The following is a 13,623-nucleotide window of genomic DNA, read 5'->3' as shown; positions in this document are numbered from 1 at the left end:
GAGTTATCTCTAACCGATTAACCAATGTATGTAATTCAGAATATGACGCAACGAAAGTGTGTGTTGGAATCAAAGGAGCAATCGAAATGGTCGAGGAACGTATCCTGCTTGGGGAGATAAGCATTAATGCTAAGTATTCTTTAAAAGACAAGCCTGTCATCCTGTTGCTTCATTTCAGCGGCGGAAACCTGCATATGTGGGATGGAGTTCTCCCGCAACTGGAGCAGGACTACAGCATCCTTGCACCGGATCTCCGGGGGCATGGCCGGTCGGACAAGCCGGAGACTGGCTATCATATTGACGAGATGGCAGAGGATATGTATCAGTTACTGAGGCATTTGCAGGTGGACAAGTGCCACGTAGTAGGAAGCTCCATGGGAGCACAGGTAGCGGTCAGTCTGGCAGCAGCCCATCCGGAGCTTGTATTATCTCTGGTGTGCGAAGGTGCGCTGAATAACGAATTTGGCGAATATGGTATTTTTGACGGCACGGCGGAAGCGGTGGAGCAGAGGAAAGAGCAGCTTCGGGCAGAACTGGAGGAATGGAAGGAACCGTGCTATGACAGCGTTGAATCGTATGTAGCCCAGCAGCGGGCTGAACTGACTGCGGAGGGCCTGTGGAATGAATATTTCTGTGCGTTCTATACGCATAGTCTGGAGCAGCATCCAGACGGTAAGTATATCTATTGTTATCCGAACCGTGTCAGAATCGAATACATAGTGAAGTATTGGGAGCTGTCTTTTGAACACTATTATCAGACAATACAATGCCCGGTCCTGTTCCTGCCCAGCGAAGCGGAATGGAACGATGAACGGGTCCGCAGCAGTCTGAATGCCTTCGCAGAGCTGCTGGACAGCTATGAAATTGCGCGGATCCCGGATTCGCTTCATGCGTATGTCTGGATGCAGCTTCCGCTTCAGGCAGGTCAGGCTGTGCGGGATTTTCTGGACAAGCAGCTCTAACCCTACCAAGCATATAAAGAAGCCCGGTTCAGAGACAGGACTCCGAACCGGGCTTTGCTGTGTGAAGGATGGTGCCTATTTTCAGCTTTTATTCGCCCTCCGGCGGATCTTCAACTACCCGGTCAGGCAGCTGAGTAACATAACTGTCGGACATGCGGAGCAGCTCCAGCGCCCGGGTGAATTCATCCTCTGTCGATTGAAGCAGATCCGTGCCGTCACCGGACAGGGTGTAATGCTGGCCGTCCTCGAACCCGCTGCCTGACAGGAACAGCTCTTCATTATTAACGAAGGAACCCGTAGGCAGATAATAGCGCTGCGGCAGCAGGTTGTACGCGGTCTGGTTAAGCAGATCCTGTCCGAAGTGGATATGATAGTCCAGCGGAACCCCGAGCAGATTGGCAACGGTCGGCAAAATATCCACCTGGCCGCCTAACTGCTCCTTCAGTGCCGGTGTGGTAATGCCTGTGGCTGAGATGATCAGCGGTATATTAATCAGATCACGCTCATTATATTCATGGTCCAGAATCTCCTCCAGCAGGACCTTGTCTGCCTCTTTTAGCGAGAATATAGGAAGACCCCGGTGATCGCCGTAAAGGACCACTATGCTGTTATCCCACACACCGCTGCTCTTAAGCTCTTCTATGAATTGGCCCAGCGCATAATCCGCATAGTTCTCAGCCCGGATATAGTCACCGACCAGCGTCCCTTCGTACCGTTCCGGCAAGGTCATCTTGTATTTGCTCTCCGGGATCGAGAACGGATTATGCGACGACATCGAGATGACATGGGCATAGAAGGGCTGTTCACGCTGATCCATCTGCGCAAGCTCCGCAGAGGTCTTTCTGTACAGGACTTCATCCGAGGAGCCATAGAAGACGGCATCCTCTTCGCCGAAGTAGGTTTTGTCGTAATATTGATTGAAGCCCAGCGCCTTGTACAGCTCCCCGCGGTTCCAGAACTCTACATTATTGGTATGAAAAGTCGCGGTATCGTACCCCTGTGCCTCCAGCAGCTTCGGCAGGCTCGGCAGCTCCTTCGGAGCATACTTATCTGTGGCCGGACCGTCCGGCGGCACATAAAAGGAAGTGTTGACGATGAATTCGGCATCCGAGGTATTGCCCTGGCCTACCTGCTGAAAGAACCGGGGGAAATAGTAGCTCTCGCCGGCCAGCTTATTCAGGTTCGGTGTGATTTCGGTTCCGTCCACGGACAGATTGATCAGGAAGTTCTGGAGCGACTCCATCTGCAGGATGATCAGATTCTTACCCTTGGCAGCCTCGAACAAGACCGGATTAGCTTTCTGCTGAATGCCCTTTGTCATGTCGATGCCAGCCTGGGAGATTTGCGCAGGGTCCATAGGCTCCTCTGCGGGTTCACGCAGCAGGGCGTAGGCTTCATAATTGAGAATGCCCATTTGCTCTGCCTTGACATTCTCATTCATACTGGCTTTGTTGGGGAAAATATTCATCATGCACAGCGTAAGCGAGATACAGAACAGGATAGCCACTGCCTTGCGGTTGCTGGGCCGGGACATGGAATGCTTCCAGGCGAGCGCTTTTTTGCGTCTGAGCATGATCAGGCTGATAATAATGATGTCTACGAAGATAAGCATATATTGCGGATGCACGACGGCGAATATACTTTTTTTGACGGCGCCTACCTGCTTGACCTGTCCGAAGACCTGTGACGTAGCAATCATACCAAAATGATTATGATAGACGATGAGAGAGAAGAACAGTACAGTAATGAGCAGATTGACGATCAGATAGATGGCGACCTTGTGCTTGGTGGCGAACCATTCGATGAGGCAGAACAGTAGCAGCACGAACGGGATTTCCTTCAGCCAGGTGGTCCAGGTGGGACCGTCCTCGAATAAGTAATACCAGGCGAAATAACTTTTCACCAGCATGATCAGCGAGAAGAACAGAATCGACCTTTTTCGAAGCGAACGTGATTCCTTGTAAGGCATTGCGTATGCGCATCCTTTTCTATATAATCCATTAATTCTATTACAGGGCCGAGTTCAAAATCAACCGGTATTTAAGGGCAGTTTGGTGAAAAATAAAGGTGAAAGTTCACCGCATATACGTTATTCTCTAAGAAGCATCCGGGAAGTTGAACCGTTGATAAACGAAGCAGGAGGAACAATGATGACCAAAGAATTCTCGCGCCAATATACAGACAGTGTGAAGCAGGAACTATTGAACAGACTCGGCCTGAAGCAGGTGTATTTCAAGGGACAGCAGGGCGAGGACCTGTTATATGAAGCAACGGGCTTTGACCGCGGCACCTCGCATAAGTTCTGTGTCAGAACGCGGAAGGGCACCGTTGACGAATGGGTAGGCGGGAAGTGGATGAAGGTCCGCAGCTTCTCGATTGCCAGCAAACAGGAGGGTTCAGAATGAGCAGCAATTCCCATTTGCAGTTACAGGTACAGCCTTTGACAGAGATCAAGCATCTGAAGATTCATGGCAGAACGACCGGAGCGCTTAACCCCCTGACGTTATTCTGGACGGGCAGTGCGATAGAAGTGAACCTCCGGGCCTCCGAGCTGTGGCTTGAAGTAGAGTCCGGTTACGATCATCACGAATCCTGGATCAGTGTGCTGATCAACTCCGTTCCCGTCAGCAGACAGATGTTGAATGCCGGAAGGCACTGGGTCTGCGTATTCAGAGGAATGAACCCTGAGACTGTGAAGAATATCCGGATTGTAAAAGAGGTCCAGGCGATGAGCGGCGACCCCGGCGCCTATCTTCAGTTCCATGCGGTCCGCACAGACGGCAGCTTCCTGCCTGTTGAAGCGAAGCCGTACCGGCTGGAGTTCATCGGTGACAGTATCACCTCAGGTGAGGGCGTCATTGGTGCCAAGAGTGAAGAGGACTGGATTCCCGCCTGGTTCAGCGGCGTTCATAACTATACAGCGATCACTGCCGAATCCGTGCAGGCCGAATTCCGGGTGATCTCACAGAGCGGATGGGGAGTGCTCTCCAGCTGGGACAACAATCCTAGAGGCAACATCCCTGATATCTACGAGCAGGTCTGCGGTCTGCTGACCGGCCCGCATAATGAAGCGCTTGGTGCGCATAAGATGAATGATTTTGCGGCCTGGCAGCCGGATGTGGTGGTAGTTAACCTGGGTACCAATGATGACGGTGCGTTCAACTCCCCCGAATGGCTGGATGAGAGCACCGGACGTATCTATAAGCAGCGGCTGAATGAAGACGGAAGCTATCATCAGGAGGATCTGGCCGCCTTCGAGGCCGCGGTTACGAGGTTCCTGGCGAAGCTGAGAGGCTATAACCCCGGGGCGCATCTTCTCTGGGTGTATGGAATGCTTGGCCTCTCCCTGATGCCGGCGATCTACCGCGCGGTGGATGGATACATGAGGTCTACAGGCGATAAGAACGTGTCGGTGTTCCAGCTGCCGAATGTGACGAATGAAACGATGGGAGCGCGGACCCATCCGGGCCTGCCGGCGCACGAGCAGACTGCAAGGGAGTTAAGCGGCTATATCCGGGGACTTTTGTCAGGGGCTTAACTGTAACGGCATATCCATTGAACAGTATAAGTTGCGGGAGCGCTCATCAGCTGATGAGCGCTTTGTGCTGCAATTCATCTGTTTGACAAACAAACCGTCTGGACGGTATAGTGAATGACGAGGTGATGATTGTGAACAGTAATTCCAAACGCAGTCTGATTCTGGCTGCAGCTTCAACGATTGTTAAGAATAGCGGAATTGAGAAGCTTACACTTGAAGCGGTGGCTGCTGAAGCAGGAGTGAGCAAGGGCGGTCTGCTGCACCATTTTCCGAATAAAGACGCATTAATCTACAGTATGGTTTCGGGCATTACCAATGATTTTGTTGCGGATGTCCAGAAGAGGGCGGCCCAGGATACACGGGAGCAAGGGAAGTGGAGCCGTGCTTATTTGCAGTCTACCGTAGAAGCCGATCAGGATGGGCAGGACATGAATGTTGCGCTTAACGCAGCGCTTTTTACAAACGGTGAATTGCTGGATGAATTAAGGAAGCATTATACAGTCTGGCAAGAGAACATCGAGAATGACGGGCTGGACCCGGTAATTGGCTCCATTGTCCGGCTGGCTGTAGACGGCCTGTGGTTATCGGAGGTATTCGGGATCGGCGAGATCAGCGATGATATGCGTGATAAGGTCATCCGGAAATTATATGAAATGATCCATTAAGGAGGTAGTCCCATTGAATGCTTATGTTTTACTATCCTTAGCCATTGTGAGTGAGGTCTTCGGCAGCTCTATGCTTAAGGCATCCAACGGGTTCAAAAAGCTCCTTCCCTCCATTGCGGTGGTCGCTGGCATGGGCCTGGCGTTCTTCAATCTGTCACTGGCGCTGAAAGAAATCCCTCTCGGGACAGCTTATGCCATCTGGTCTGGCGTGGGAACGGCGTTAACCGCATTGGTTGGCGTGCTGGTCTATAAGGAACGTCTGAATGTGCGAAAAATAGCAGGCTTAATCCTCATCATTGGCGGTGTGGTTCTGCTGAAGCTGTCAACGGGGGTGTAGAGATGAGAGGTTACTTAGCGCTAAGCATCGCTATTATTTCAGAAATCTTCGGTACGACTATGCTTAAGCTCTCCGATGGATTCAGCAGTGTGCTGCCGTCGATCGGAGTAGTACTTGGAATGGGCCTGGCTTTTTACTGCTTATCAATCAGTCTTCGCACCATACCTCTGAGCCTGGCTTATGCCATCTGGTCTGGCGTGGGGACAGCGCTGACAGCACTGATCGGCATTCTGATCTGGAATGATCCGTTCAATCTGCTCACCGGCATTAGTCTGCTGATTATTATCGGGGGTCTGGTGCTGCTGAATTCACCGGATAAGGCTGGCGGGGAAAACGCCCCTGAAGCTACGGAGAATTAGGTCTTGCTTATCAAGCCTCCGGTATGCTGAAATGGAAGTAGGCAACGTGCAGGAAGTGAGCGAGAAGGAGCAACCGGAATGAGGAAAATGTACCTGATAGCCGCCATATGGCTCAGCCTATTACTGCTGGCGGCATGTAGCAATGGCACCGGCAGCGGTTCTGGCGGGAGGATTGCCGATACAGGTCTAAGTGCGGCCCCGGCTGAGGATTCGGCCATTCGTGTACCCCGAAGTACGAGTCAACCGCAAAGCAGCAGCCAGCCCTACCTGGGCAAGGTCTATAAGGTTGTGGTAGATCCGGGTCACGGCGGTGAAGATCCCGGGGCAGTCTCCGTCAGTGGACGCCTGGAGAAGGATTTCAATCTTAGCCTGTCAGAGCAAATCGCAGCCCGGGTGGAGCAGGACCCGCAGCTTGAGATTCTGCTTACCCGGACCGGGGATGCTTTTATCTCCTCACAAGAGCTGTTCCGGCCCCAGTTCGCCAACAACCTGGCCGCAGACCTGTTCATCTCCATTCATGGAAATACCTATGAGGAGGCATCAGCATCGGGTACAGAAACCTTTTATTATCATGAAGAATCCTTGGCTTGGGCCGAGACTATACATAAGCATGTCATTCAAGCTACCGGTCTCAAAGACCGCGGCGTGAAGAAAGGGAATTACTTCGTTCTGCGCGATACGGTAATGCCGTCGGTGCTGCTGGAACTGGGCTATTTAACGAATCCCGGTGACGAGGCGAAGATGTGGACCTCCGGGTTCCAAGAGAGCGTGTCCTCCGCTGTTGTAGATGGGATAAGAGAGTATTTAGGGCTGGAGTGATGGATCACCACGATGTCAAAATGCACAAGGAGAAGCTTATGAACCGGATCTTAATTCTCGGATCAGGAGGATCAGGCAAGTCTACCCTGGCCCGTCAGCTTGGCGGCCTTCTTCATCTGCCGGTCGTACATCTGGATGCCCATTTCTGGAACCCGGACTGGGTTCCTAAGCCAAATGAAGAGTGGGACGAACTGGTGCGGCAATACACCGACCAGGAGCAATGGATTATAGATGGTAATTATTCAAGGACCATGGAGCTAAGGATTAAGCGTGCGGATGTCATTATTTTTCTGGATTTACCCCGGATATTGTGTATGTACCGGATTGTGAAGCGTCGTCTTATGTACCATAACCAGACTAGACCGGATATGAACGAAGGCTGCCCGGAGAAGCTCGATTGGGCATTTGTGAAATGGGTCTGGAACTATAAGGCACGAAGCCGTGCTGTCACCCTGGAGAGACTCAAGCAGACCGGAGCTCACCAGCAAGTGCTGATCGTAAATACAAGGCGGCAGGTCAAGGAGTTGCTTCATCGCTTTGCAGAATGCTAATCAGCGCCGCACATACAGTCCCTTAAGGTCCAACTGCAGTTCACTTGAGATCAGAAGCAGGATCAGTTCCTCGATTGCTGATAGAGTGGCTACTAAGCATACAACTATTGTCCAGATTGCCTGATTCACATAGGGAAGCAGCAAAGGTGTAAGGAATAGCAGCAGTCCGGCCAGCTTGTTGCCGTAGGTATGAATGCTGCCGTAGGTGCTGAATTTGCGCAGAGCGGTCAGGATGGAGGCTCCCCGGATGACGGCAATCAGCGCGATCCACAGGATGAGGCCGAGGGTCAGACCAAGGAACGGATATAAGGTATAGAGTGCAGTGCCTGCCAGCGTCATATCGGCCACGGAATCGAGCTTGGCACCGAAGCTGCTAACCGTACCGGTCATTCGGGCAATAGGGCCATCCAGCATATCGGTAATTCCGCACAGGAGGTAGACTAAAGTGAAGCCCGTGCCCAGCGGCGCCAGGTACAGCAGCAGAAGAGCCAGCCCGATTCGGCTGAGCGTGATGCAGTTGGGGACAAGCTTCATGGCAACCTCCCTTTTTAACCGTGTAATGGGGATTTCCTGTCTAGCTTATTCGTATATATTCTATGCTTCATTATGCCTCTAAATTTGCCGATTGTCTTGAATAAGAAAGTACCCGTTAATATGGTGCAGGAACTGTCGGATGCATTCCCTGCGTAGCTGTTACTCTGATGGGGAGGAAAGGGAGGTGCACGATGAACCTGCTGGAAGATATGAATGCTGCACTCTTCTACATTGAAGAGCACTTGGACGACGAGATCGATATAAAAGTGGCTGCGGGCTTCGCGTTATGCTCGGAGTATCATTTTACACGGATGTTCTCCTTCCTGGCCGGTATCCCGCTCTCGGAATATATCCGCCGCAGACGTCTTACGCTGGCTGCCTTCAAGCTGCAGGGAAGCCAGCACCGGATTATTGATGTTGCCCTGGAGTACGGGTACACTTCGCCGGATGCATTCACAAAAGCCTTTCAGCAGCTTCATGGCGTAACGCCTTCAGAAGCAAGATCGGCAGGGACACCCCTGAAGGCCTTTCCTCGAATGACTTTTCAGTTAACCATTAGAGGAGGCAGTGAAATGAATTACCGCATTGAGGAGAAAGAGGCCTTCCGGATCGTTGGACTCAAGAAAAGGGTAGCTATCCAGTTCAGCGGGGTGAACCCGGAGATCGCGGCCATGTGGCAGAGTCTGAGCATGGAGATGATAGGGGAGCTGAAGGGGCTGTCGGATATGGTTCCGTCAGGGCTAATCAGCTCGTCGGTGAATTTCTCCGAAGGCCGGATGGAGGAACGTGGGGAGCTGGATCATTATATCGGAGTGGCTACCACGCAGGAATGCCCGCCGCCCTACGCCAAGCTGGAGGTTCCAGCGTCTGCATGGGCCGTGTTCGAAGTGGTGGGTCCCTTTCCGGGCACGCTCCAGAATGTCTGGGGCCGGATCTATTCCGAATGGTTCCCCTCTTCCAATTACGAGCAGGTCGAAGGGCCGGAGCTTCTGTGGAACGAAAGCAAGGATACCCACTCGCCAACTTTTAAAAGTGAAATATGGATTCCTGTGCGGGAAGCAGTGCGCCGTTAACGGTGCAGGTATTCAGCAAGAGCGGACGGGGCTTCCAGTCAGAATGAATAGCGCCTCCTACAATCGGGTAATGGTAGTCTAGTATAACTGACTAGGAGGCATAATTCATGGAGTGGACTTTGGAAGATGTGGAAGAGACGAGCAGGCTACATCCTGAGTCGTTCTTTATTCCTGCAAGACAGGAACGGGAGACACAGGGTACGGGGAGAATGGTGCGGCTGCACTTCATGTTGACCCAACCGGCTGAAGGGCAGCCACGGGCTGAACGGATGTGGGTGGAGATCACCGGGAGAGATCCGGTTACCGGGCGGTACACGGGGCTGTTGACCAATACACCGGGGGTTATCCAGTCGCTCCAGCTCGGAGATCCGGTGGAGTTCGAGCCCAGACATATCGCCCAGACGATTCTTAGAGAAGGAGATCCGGCATGGGTCGAAGCCGGGGAGAAGGCGGGTATGGTCACCAGGCAATGCCTGACGCCAGGAAGCGGTGTGCGCTGGATGTACCGGGAGGCCCCTACCCGTGAGGAGGACAGCGGCTGGCGGCTGTTCACCGGAGAAGAAGATAACGCTTATCTGAGCGACCCGAAGAATACGGCCATCATGAATGTGTATGATCTGATCGACCGGGACCCGACCCTGCTGGAGCCTTTTAAAGGAGCTGTGGGCACAGCGTTTGAACGGAGCGGAGCGGGTGCCGCGTGGGTAGAAGTGAAGAATTGGCGGTAGGCATGATATACTAGGCTGGCGGACACAGGTGACTGTGGCCCCGGCCTTTTTTACTAGGAGAAGGGGAGAAGGGCAGAAGGCCAGATATACATAACAGGTAATTAACTGAGAGGAAGGAATAGAATGATTGAATTACAGCCTAGTGAGTATAGTAGAATCAAGCATCTTTTAGCGCATAGAGAAGGAGAATTCATGCCAATCCGGCCAATCACGCGAATTTCTATGATTTGTACTTCTCCTCCAGTCAATGGCTTGCGGTGCTGAAAGAACCTTTGAAAGACAACACAGTGGAGCTCAGTAGAACACATTATAAGATGAACAGTAACGCTAAAGCTCCTGCTGACATTCAGGAGGATTCTGGAGAATTTGTTTTAACTAGCATCGATGAGCAGTTGTTTGGACGCTACATTCAGGAGATGGACGATAGTTACCGATTACTGTGGACTTCGGCTGAGACCTATCTGGACAGGGCATTTGGTTATTGTTATTTGAATGAGAGCGGATTTGTAAGCGCTTGTAATACTTTTTATGTGGGTGGCGGCTATATTGAACCAGATATCATCACGCACAAGGAATACCGTAATCAAGGGTTGGCGTTCAGACTGTGTCAAGAATTCATAGCGCTTGGCCGTCAGCGGCAGCTAACAACATATTGGGATTGTGATACCGGCAATACTGGCTCCAATCATCTGGCCGCTAAGTTAGGTCTGTTGAAGGTTGGCGAAGTTCCTATTCTGTGGTGGCATGAGAGTAAGGAAGTCATTGCGAAATATTTAGCCGCCTACAACTATAATACCTAAGATTGGATGCTGTACTTTTGTAAAATTCGCTTGTGGAGGGGACCGACCTGAAGCACATATATTACTTACTGCTGGTCGTACTGCTCATAGCTGGCTGTAACACGAATAAGGAGACACAACTTACCCCTGAGCGGCCGGAGGTATTGGGAGAGATGCCTGAAGACATGCCTGCTGATTTCGATTTTCTCGTCCGGTACGGGTATGGGGAGGTCACCAAGAATGAGATCAATACGTATCAGGATACCGTGGTAAAAGATCTGATCATGAACGGAACAGCCACAGCGGATATTACGTTGACCGAAGATGAAATGCGCAGCATCTATGAGCGGATGAGAGGCATCCGAATCATGGGGAAGCTGGAGCTTGTGTCCCTCAAGCAGGGCTGCGCGGTGGTCCCTTACCAGGAAGACAGCTGGAGGATCACCGTAAACGGGTTCACACGGAATTGGTCCTGGTCCGGCGAGAATTGTGAGCTTACGGAAGATGCAGAGAAGCTGCTGGAGCTGCGGAACTTCATCGCGGACATTGTAGCGGGTAAAGAAGAGTACCAGGCATTGCCCGAAGCGGAAGGCGGCTATGACTAAGGAGAACTGCATATAAAGGTACGACTGCAAGCGTACTCCGCAAGTCCGATCCCAAAGGATCGGATTTTTGGTTTAATGGGATAGGGAAACAGCAACCGGACAGAGTAGAAGGAGGTTTAAATTCAGTTTAAATATGTCGGTTACTATCCTTATAGATTCAGCATTCAAGGAGGAATAAAGCATGAAGCAGACACAATCAGCAGGGCAGGGCGGCAGCTACGCCATTGAAGCGCAAGGATTGGTCAAAATCTACGGGAGCAACCGGGCCGTGGATGGTGTGGATCTCAAAGTAGGCACAGGAATGATCTATGGGGTGCTGGGTCCCAATGGTGCCGGGAAGACAACCGTAATTCGCATGCTGGCGACCCTACTTCGGCCTGACGCAGGTTCGGCGCGTATCTTCGGACATGATGTGGCAAAAGAACCGCAGATCGTGCGTCAGTTAATCGGAGTGACGGGTCAATATGCGTCAGTAGATGAGTCGCTTAGCGCGACTGAGAATCTGATCATCTTCTCCAGGCTGCATGGCCTGGGGCGTGCGGAGTCTCGCAGCAAGGCCTCTGACCTGCTGGAGGAATTCGGCTTGACGGAAGCCGCCAAGCGCCCCTTGAAGAACTTCTCCGGCGGGATGCGCCGGCGGCTGGATCTGGCGGCCAGTCTAATTGCGCAGCCTCCGCTCATTTTCCTGGATGAGCCGACAACGGGGCTTGATCCCCGGACGCGCAATCAGATGTGGGAGACGATCCGCAAGCTGGTGAATACGGGATCAACGGTCCTGCTGACGACCCAATATCTTGAAGAAGCGGATCAGCTGGCGGACCGGATTGCCGTGATTGATACCGGTAAGGTGGTCGCAGAGGGAACAGTTGATGAACTCAAGAGCTCGGTTGGCAACTCCTCGCTTCACCTGAAGGTGGTCCATCCGCAGCAGTTGCTGAAGGCGCGGCAGATTGTGGAGCAGGTGCTTCAGGTACGCTCTAACCTGTCGGCAGAAGCAGCCAAAATTATCGCACCGATGGGGAACGTGGACCGGGTAACCGATCTGCTGATCGCACTTCGTGAAGCAAGCATACCGCTGCTTGAGATGAGTGTGCAGAAGCCAACGCTGGATGAAGTATTCCTGACCCTAACCGGTCATGGCGTCAAGGAAGAGGCGGGGCTTGTCCCGGATAGTACACAGAAGAAGGAGGGAGTATTAGCATGAGTACTTTAATTAAGCCGGGTGTAGACCGTAATTTGAAAAACCATACCAGCTTCGGCCAAGCGGTACGTAATTCCTTTACGATGGCTTACAGAGGACTGCTCAAGATCCGGCGTACACCGGAGCAATTGTTTGACGTCACGTTTCAGCCGATTATTTTCACCTTGATGTTCACGTATATTTTCGGCGGGGCGATTGCCGGGGATGTGGCAAGTTATCTGCCGGTAATTATTCCAGGAATCTTGGTACAGACCGTAATCACGACCTCCGTCGTTACCGGTGTCCAGCTACGGGAGGATATGGAAAAAGGGGTGTTCGACCGCTTCAAATCGCTGCCGATTGCCCGGATTGCTCCTCTCGCAGGGGCACTGTTAGCAGATACTATACGTTACACGATTGCTACGGTACTCACCTTCGTAATGGGCTACATTATGGGCTTGCGGCCGGAAGGCGGCATCGGCGGGGTTGCCCTGGCGGCGGTTCTGGTCATAGGATGCTCCTGGGCCATCAGCTGGATCTTTGCCTTTTTCGGTGTGATCGCCCGTACGGCTTCCAGTGTACAGGGGATTTCAATGATCGTGTTATTCCCGCTAACCTTCCTCTCGAATGCCTTCGTGCCGGTTGATACGATGCCGAAATGGCTTCAGTGGTTCGTGAATAACAATCCGATCTCACATCTGGTCACCGCTGTCCGTGAACTGGTGAACCATGGAACGGTAGGCAGTGATCTGGTCTACTCCCTGATCGGAGCCGCTGTGATTGTAGCGGTCTTCGCTCCGATAACCGTGCGTGCGTATATGCGCCGGACGTAAGTCTGGTTCAGTAAGACGTCAACGAATGCAGGGATGCATCTGTTGGCGTTTTTTTGTATGCGAAAAGCAGAACACACTGTGACCAGTCACAGTCAGGAATTTTGAGTCCATTCCGTTAGGGATAGCTCATAGTCAACAAAAGTCTGTAATTCCCCATGCTGATCTGCCCAGGCATTCTTTCGTACCGCTATTTTACGGAAGCCGAGTTTCTCATACACATGCTGTGCTCTGGTGTTTTTAAGATTCGTATCCAGTATGATCTTGTGAAACCCCTGTGTTTCAAACAAATAACGGACCAGCATACCTAAACATTCTGTGCCTGCCCCTTTGTTTTGTTGATTGAAATCACAGATTTTAATCCCCATCTCCGCCACATGTCCAGAAACCGCACTGTAGCTCATTTCTCCTGCAGGAGCACCATCGATTTCCAGAATCAAACGTCCTTTCCGTTCAGAGTCTCTCCCGGTCTGCAATTGGGTTAACACCTCTTGTTCAGTAATTCCTAAGCCCTTAGGAAATCCGGCATGTGCCATGACTGCTCCGTCGTTCCACCAGCTGCATAACAGCTCTGCATCGGCTACAGTTGCATCCCGGATGACCAAGTTACCTTGTTGCATATACAATCTCTACACCTCCATGATTCCAAATGAGCGTAGCTTC

The 13,623-nt window shown here is 51.9% G+C and carries 17 protein-coding genes; 14 read left to right on the top strand and 3 right to left on the bottom strand.

The window, feature by feature from the left end:
• Positions 1–86 precede the first annotated feature (86 nt).
• Positions 87–962, top strand: a complete 876-nt coding sequence (locus NST26_RS19870; RefSeq protein ID WP_340951856.1) for an alpha/beta fold hydrolase — start codon at positions 87–89, stop codon at positions 960–962.
• A gap of 88 nt (positions 963–1,050) precedes the next feature.
• On the opposite strand, the gene NST26_RS19865 is transcribed toward NST26_RS19870, so the two are convergent.
• Positions 1,051–2,931 (bottom strand): LTA synthase family protein, encoded by a 1,881-nt coding sequence (locus NST26_RS19865; RefSeq protein WP_340951858.1) that lies wholly within the window; start codon positions 2,929–2,931, stop codon positions 1,051–1,053.
• Between the two features lie 178 nt (positions 2,932–3,109).
• Between NST26_RS19865 and NST26_RS19860 the strand changes: the two genes are divergently transcribed.
• The 7 genes from NST26_RS19860 (at position 3,110) to NST26_RS19830 (ending at position 7,231) form a co-directional block, all read left to right on the top strand.
• A complete protein-coding gene (locus tag NST26_RS19860) occupies positions 3,110–3,367 on the top strand; it encodes a hypothetical protein (protein WP_339249192.1) in 258 nt (85 codons plus the stop codon).
• Entirely contained in the window at positions 3,364–4,500 is a 1,137-nt protein-coding gene (locus tag NST26_RS19855) for a GDSL-type esterase/lipase family protein (RefSeq protein WP_340951861.1), read from the top strand. The genes NST26_RS19860 and NST26_RS19855 overlap by 4 nt, the downstream gene beginning before the upstream one ends.
• Before the next feature lie 131 nt (positions 4,501–4,631).
• Positions 4,632–5,165: a TetR/AcrR family transcriptional regulator gene (locus NST26_RS19850; protein ID WP_340951863.1), complete on the top strand. Its 534-nt coding sequence runs from the start codon at positions 4,632–4,634 to the stop codon at positions 5,163–5,165.
• A gap of 13 nt (positions 5,166–5,178) precedes the next feature.
• Positions 5,179–5,502 carry a DMT family transporter gene (locus NST26_RS19845; protein ID WP_036733186.1) on the top strand — a complete coding sequence of 108 codons (324 nt, stop codon included), beginning with the start codon at positions 5,179–5,181 and terminating at the stop codon, positions 5,500–5,502.
• Positions 5,503–5,504: 2 nt separating this feature from the next.
• Positions 5,505–5,861: a DMT family transporter gene (locus NST26_RS19840; RefSeq protein ID WP_036733189.1), complete on the top strand. Its 357-nt coding sequence runs from the start codon at positions 5,505–5,507 to the stop codon at positions 5,859–5,861.
• A 78-nt stretch (positions 5,862–5,939) separates the two neighbouring features.
• Positions 5,940–6,680, top strand: coding sequence for an N-acetylmuramoyl-L-alanine amidase family protein (locus tag NST26_RS19835; RefSeq protein ID WP_340951867.1), 741 nt, complete (start codon positions 5,940–5,942; stop codon positions 6,678–6,680).
• Positions 6,681–6,718: 38 nt separating this feature from the next.
• Entirely contained in the window at positions 6,719–7,231 is a 513-nt protein-coding gene (locus NST26_RS19830; protein WP_340951870.1) for a DNA topology modulation protein, read from the top strand.
• Here the strand turns inward: NST26_RS19830 and NST26_RS19825 are convergent, their stop codons facing one another.
• Positions 7,232–7,765 (bottom strand): CDP-alcohol phosphatidyltransferase family protein, encoded by a 534-nt coding sequence (locus tag NST26_RS19825; RefSeq protein WP_036733195.1) that lies wholly within the window; start codon positions 7,763–7,765, stop codon positions 7,232–7,234.
• A 191-nt stretch (positions 7,766–7,956) separates the two neighbouring features.
• On the opposite strand from NST26_RS19825, the gene NST26_RS19820 reads away from it, so the two are divergent.
• From NST26_RS19820 to NST26_RS19795, 6 genes are all read left to right on the top strand, one after another.
• A complete protein-coding gene (locus tag NST26_RS19820; protein ID WP_340979671.1) occupies positions 7,957–8,838 on the top strand; it encodes an AraC family transcriptional regulator in 882 nt (293 codons plus the stop codon).
• A gap of 107 nt (positions 8,839–8,945) precedes the next feature.
• Positions 8,946–9,566, top strand: coding sequence for an immunity protein Imm33 domain-containing protein (locus NST26_RS19815; protein WP_063830970.1), 621 nt, complete (start codon positions 8,946–8,948; stop codon positions 9,564–9,566).
• 227 nt (positions 9,567–9,793) lie between these two features.
• Positions 9,794–10,366 (top strand): GNAT family N-acetyltransferase, encoded by a 573-nt coding sequence (locus NST26_RS19810; protein WP_340951879.1) that lies wholly within the window; start codon positions 9,794–9,796, stop codon positions 10,364–10,366.
• A 152-nt stretch (positions 10,367–10,518) separates the two neighbouring features.
• Positions 10,519–10,950 (top strand): hypothetical protein, encoded by a 432-nt coding sequence (locus NST26_RS19805; RefSeq protein ID WP_340951882.1) that lies wholly within the window; start codon positions 10,519–10,521, stop codon positions 10,948–10,950.
• Between the two features lie 181 nt (positions 10,951–11,131).
• Complete coding sequence (locus NST26_RS19800; RefSeq protein WP_339310259.1) at positions 11,132–12,154, top strand: ATP-binding cassette domain-containing protein; 1,023 nt, start codon at positions 11,132–11,134, stop codon at positions 12,152–12,154.
• Complete coding sequence (locus NST26_RS19795) at positions 12,151–12,963, top strand: ABC transporter permease (RefSeq protein ID WP_076081693.1); 813 nt, start codon at positions 12,151–12,153, stop codon at positions 12,961–12,963. Before NST26_RS19800 ends, NST26_RS19795 begins: the two co-directional genes overlap by 4 nt.
• Positions 12,964–13,055: 92 nt before the next feature.
• Here the strand turns inward: NST26_RS19795 and NST26_RS19790 are convergent, their stop codons facing one another.
• Positions 13,056–13,580, bottom strand: coding sequence for a GNAT family N-acetyltransferase (locus tag NST26_RS19790; RefSeq protein ID WP_340958033.1), 525 nt, complete (start codon positions 13,578–13,580; stop codon positions 13,056–13,058).
• Between the last annotated feature and the right edge of the window lie 43 nt (positions 13,581–13,623).

The organism is Paenibacillus sp. FSL R7-0128 (genome assembly GCF_038002245.1).
In the GTDB taxonomy this organism is placed as follows: Bacteria; Bacillota; Bacilli; order Paenibacillales; family Paenibacillaceae; genus Paenibacillus_AQ; species Paenibacillus_AQ silagei.
The sequence above is the reverse complement of the archived record's forward strand: the minus strand, read 5'-3'. Positions and strand labels throughout refer to the sequence as shown.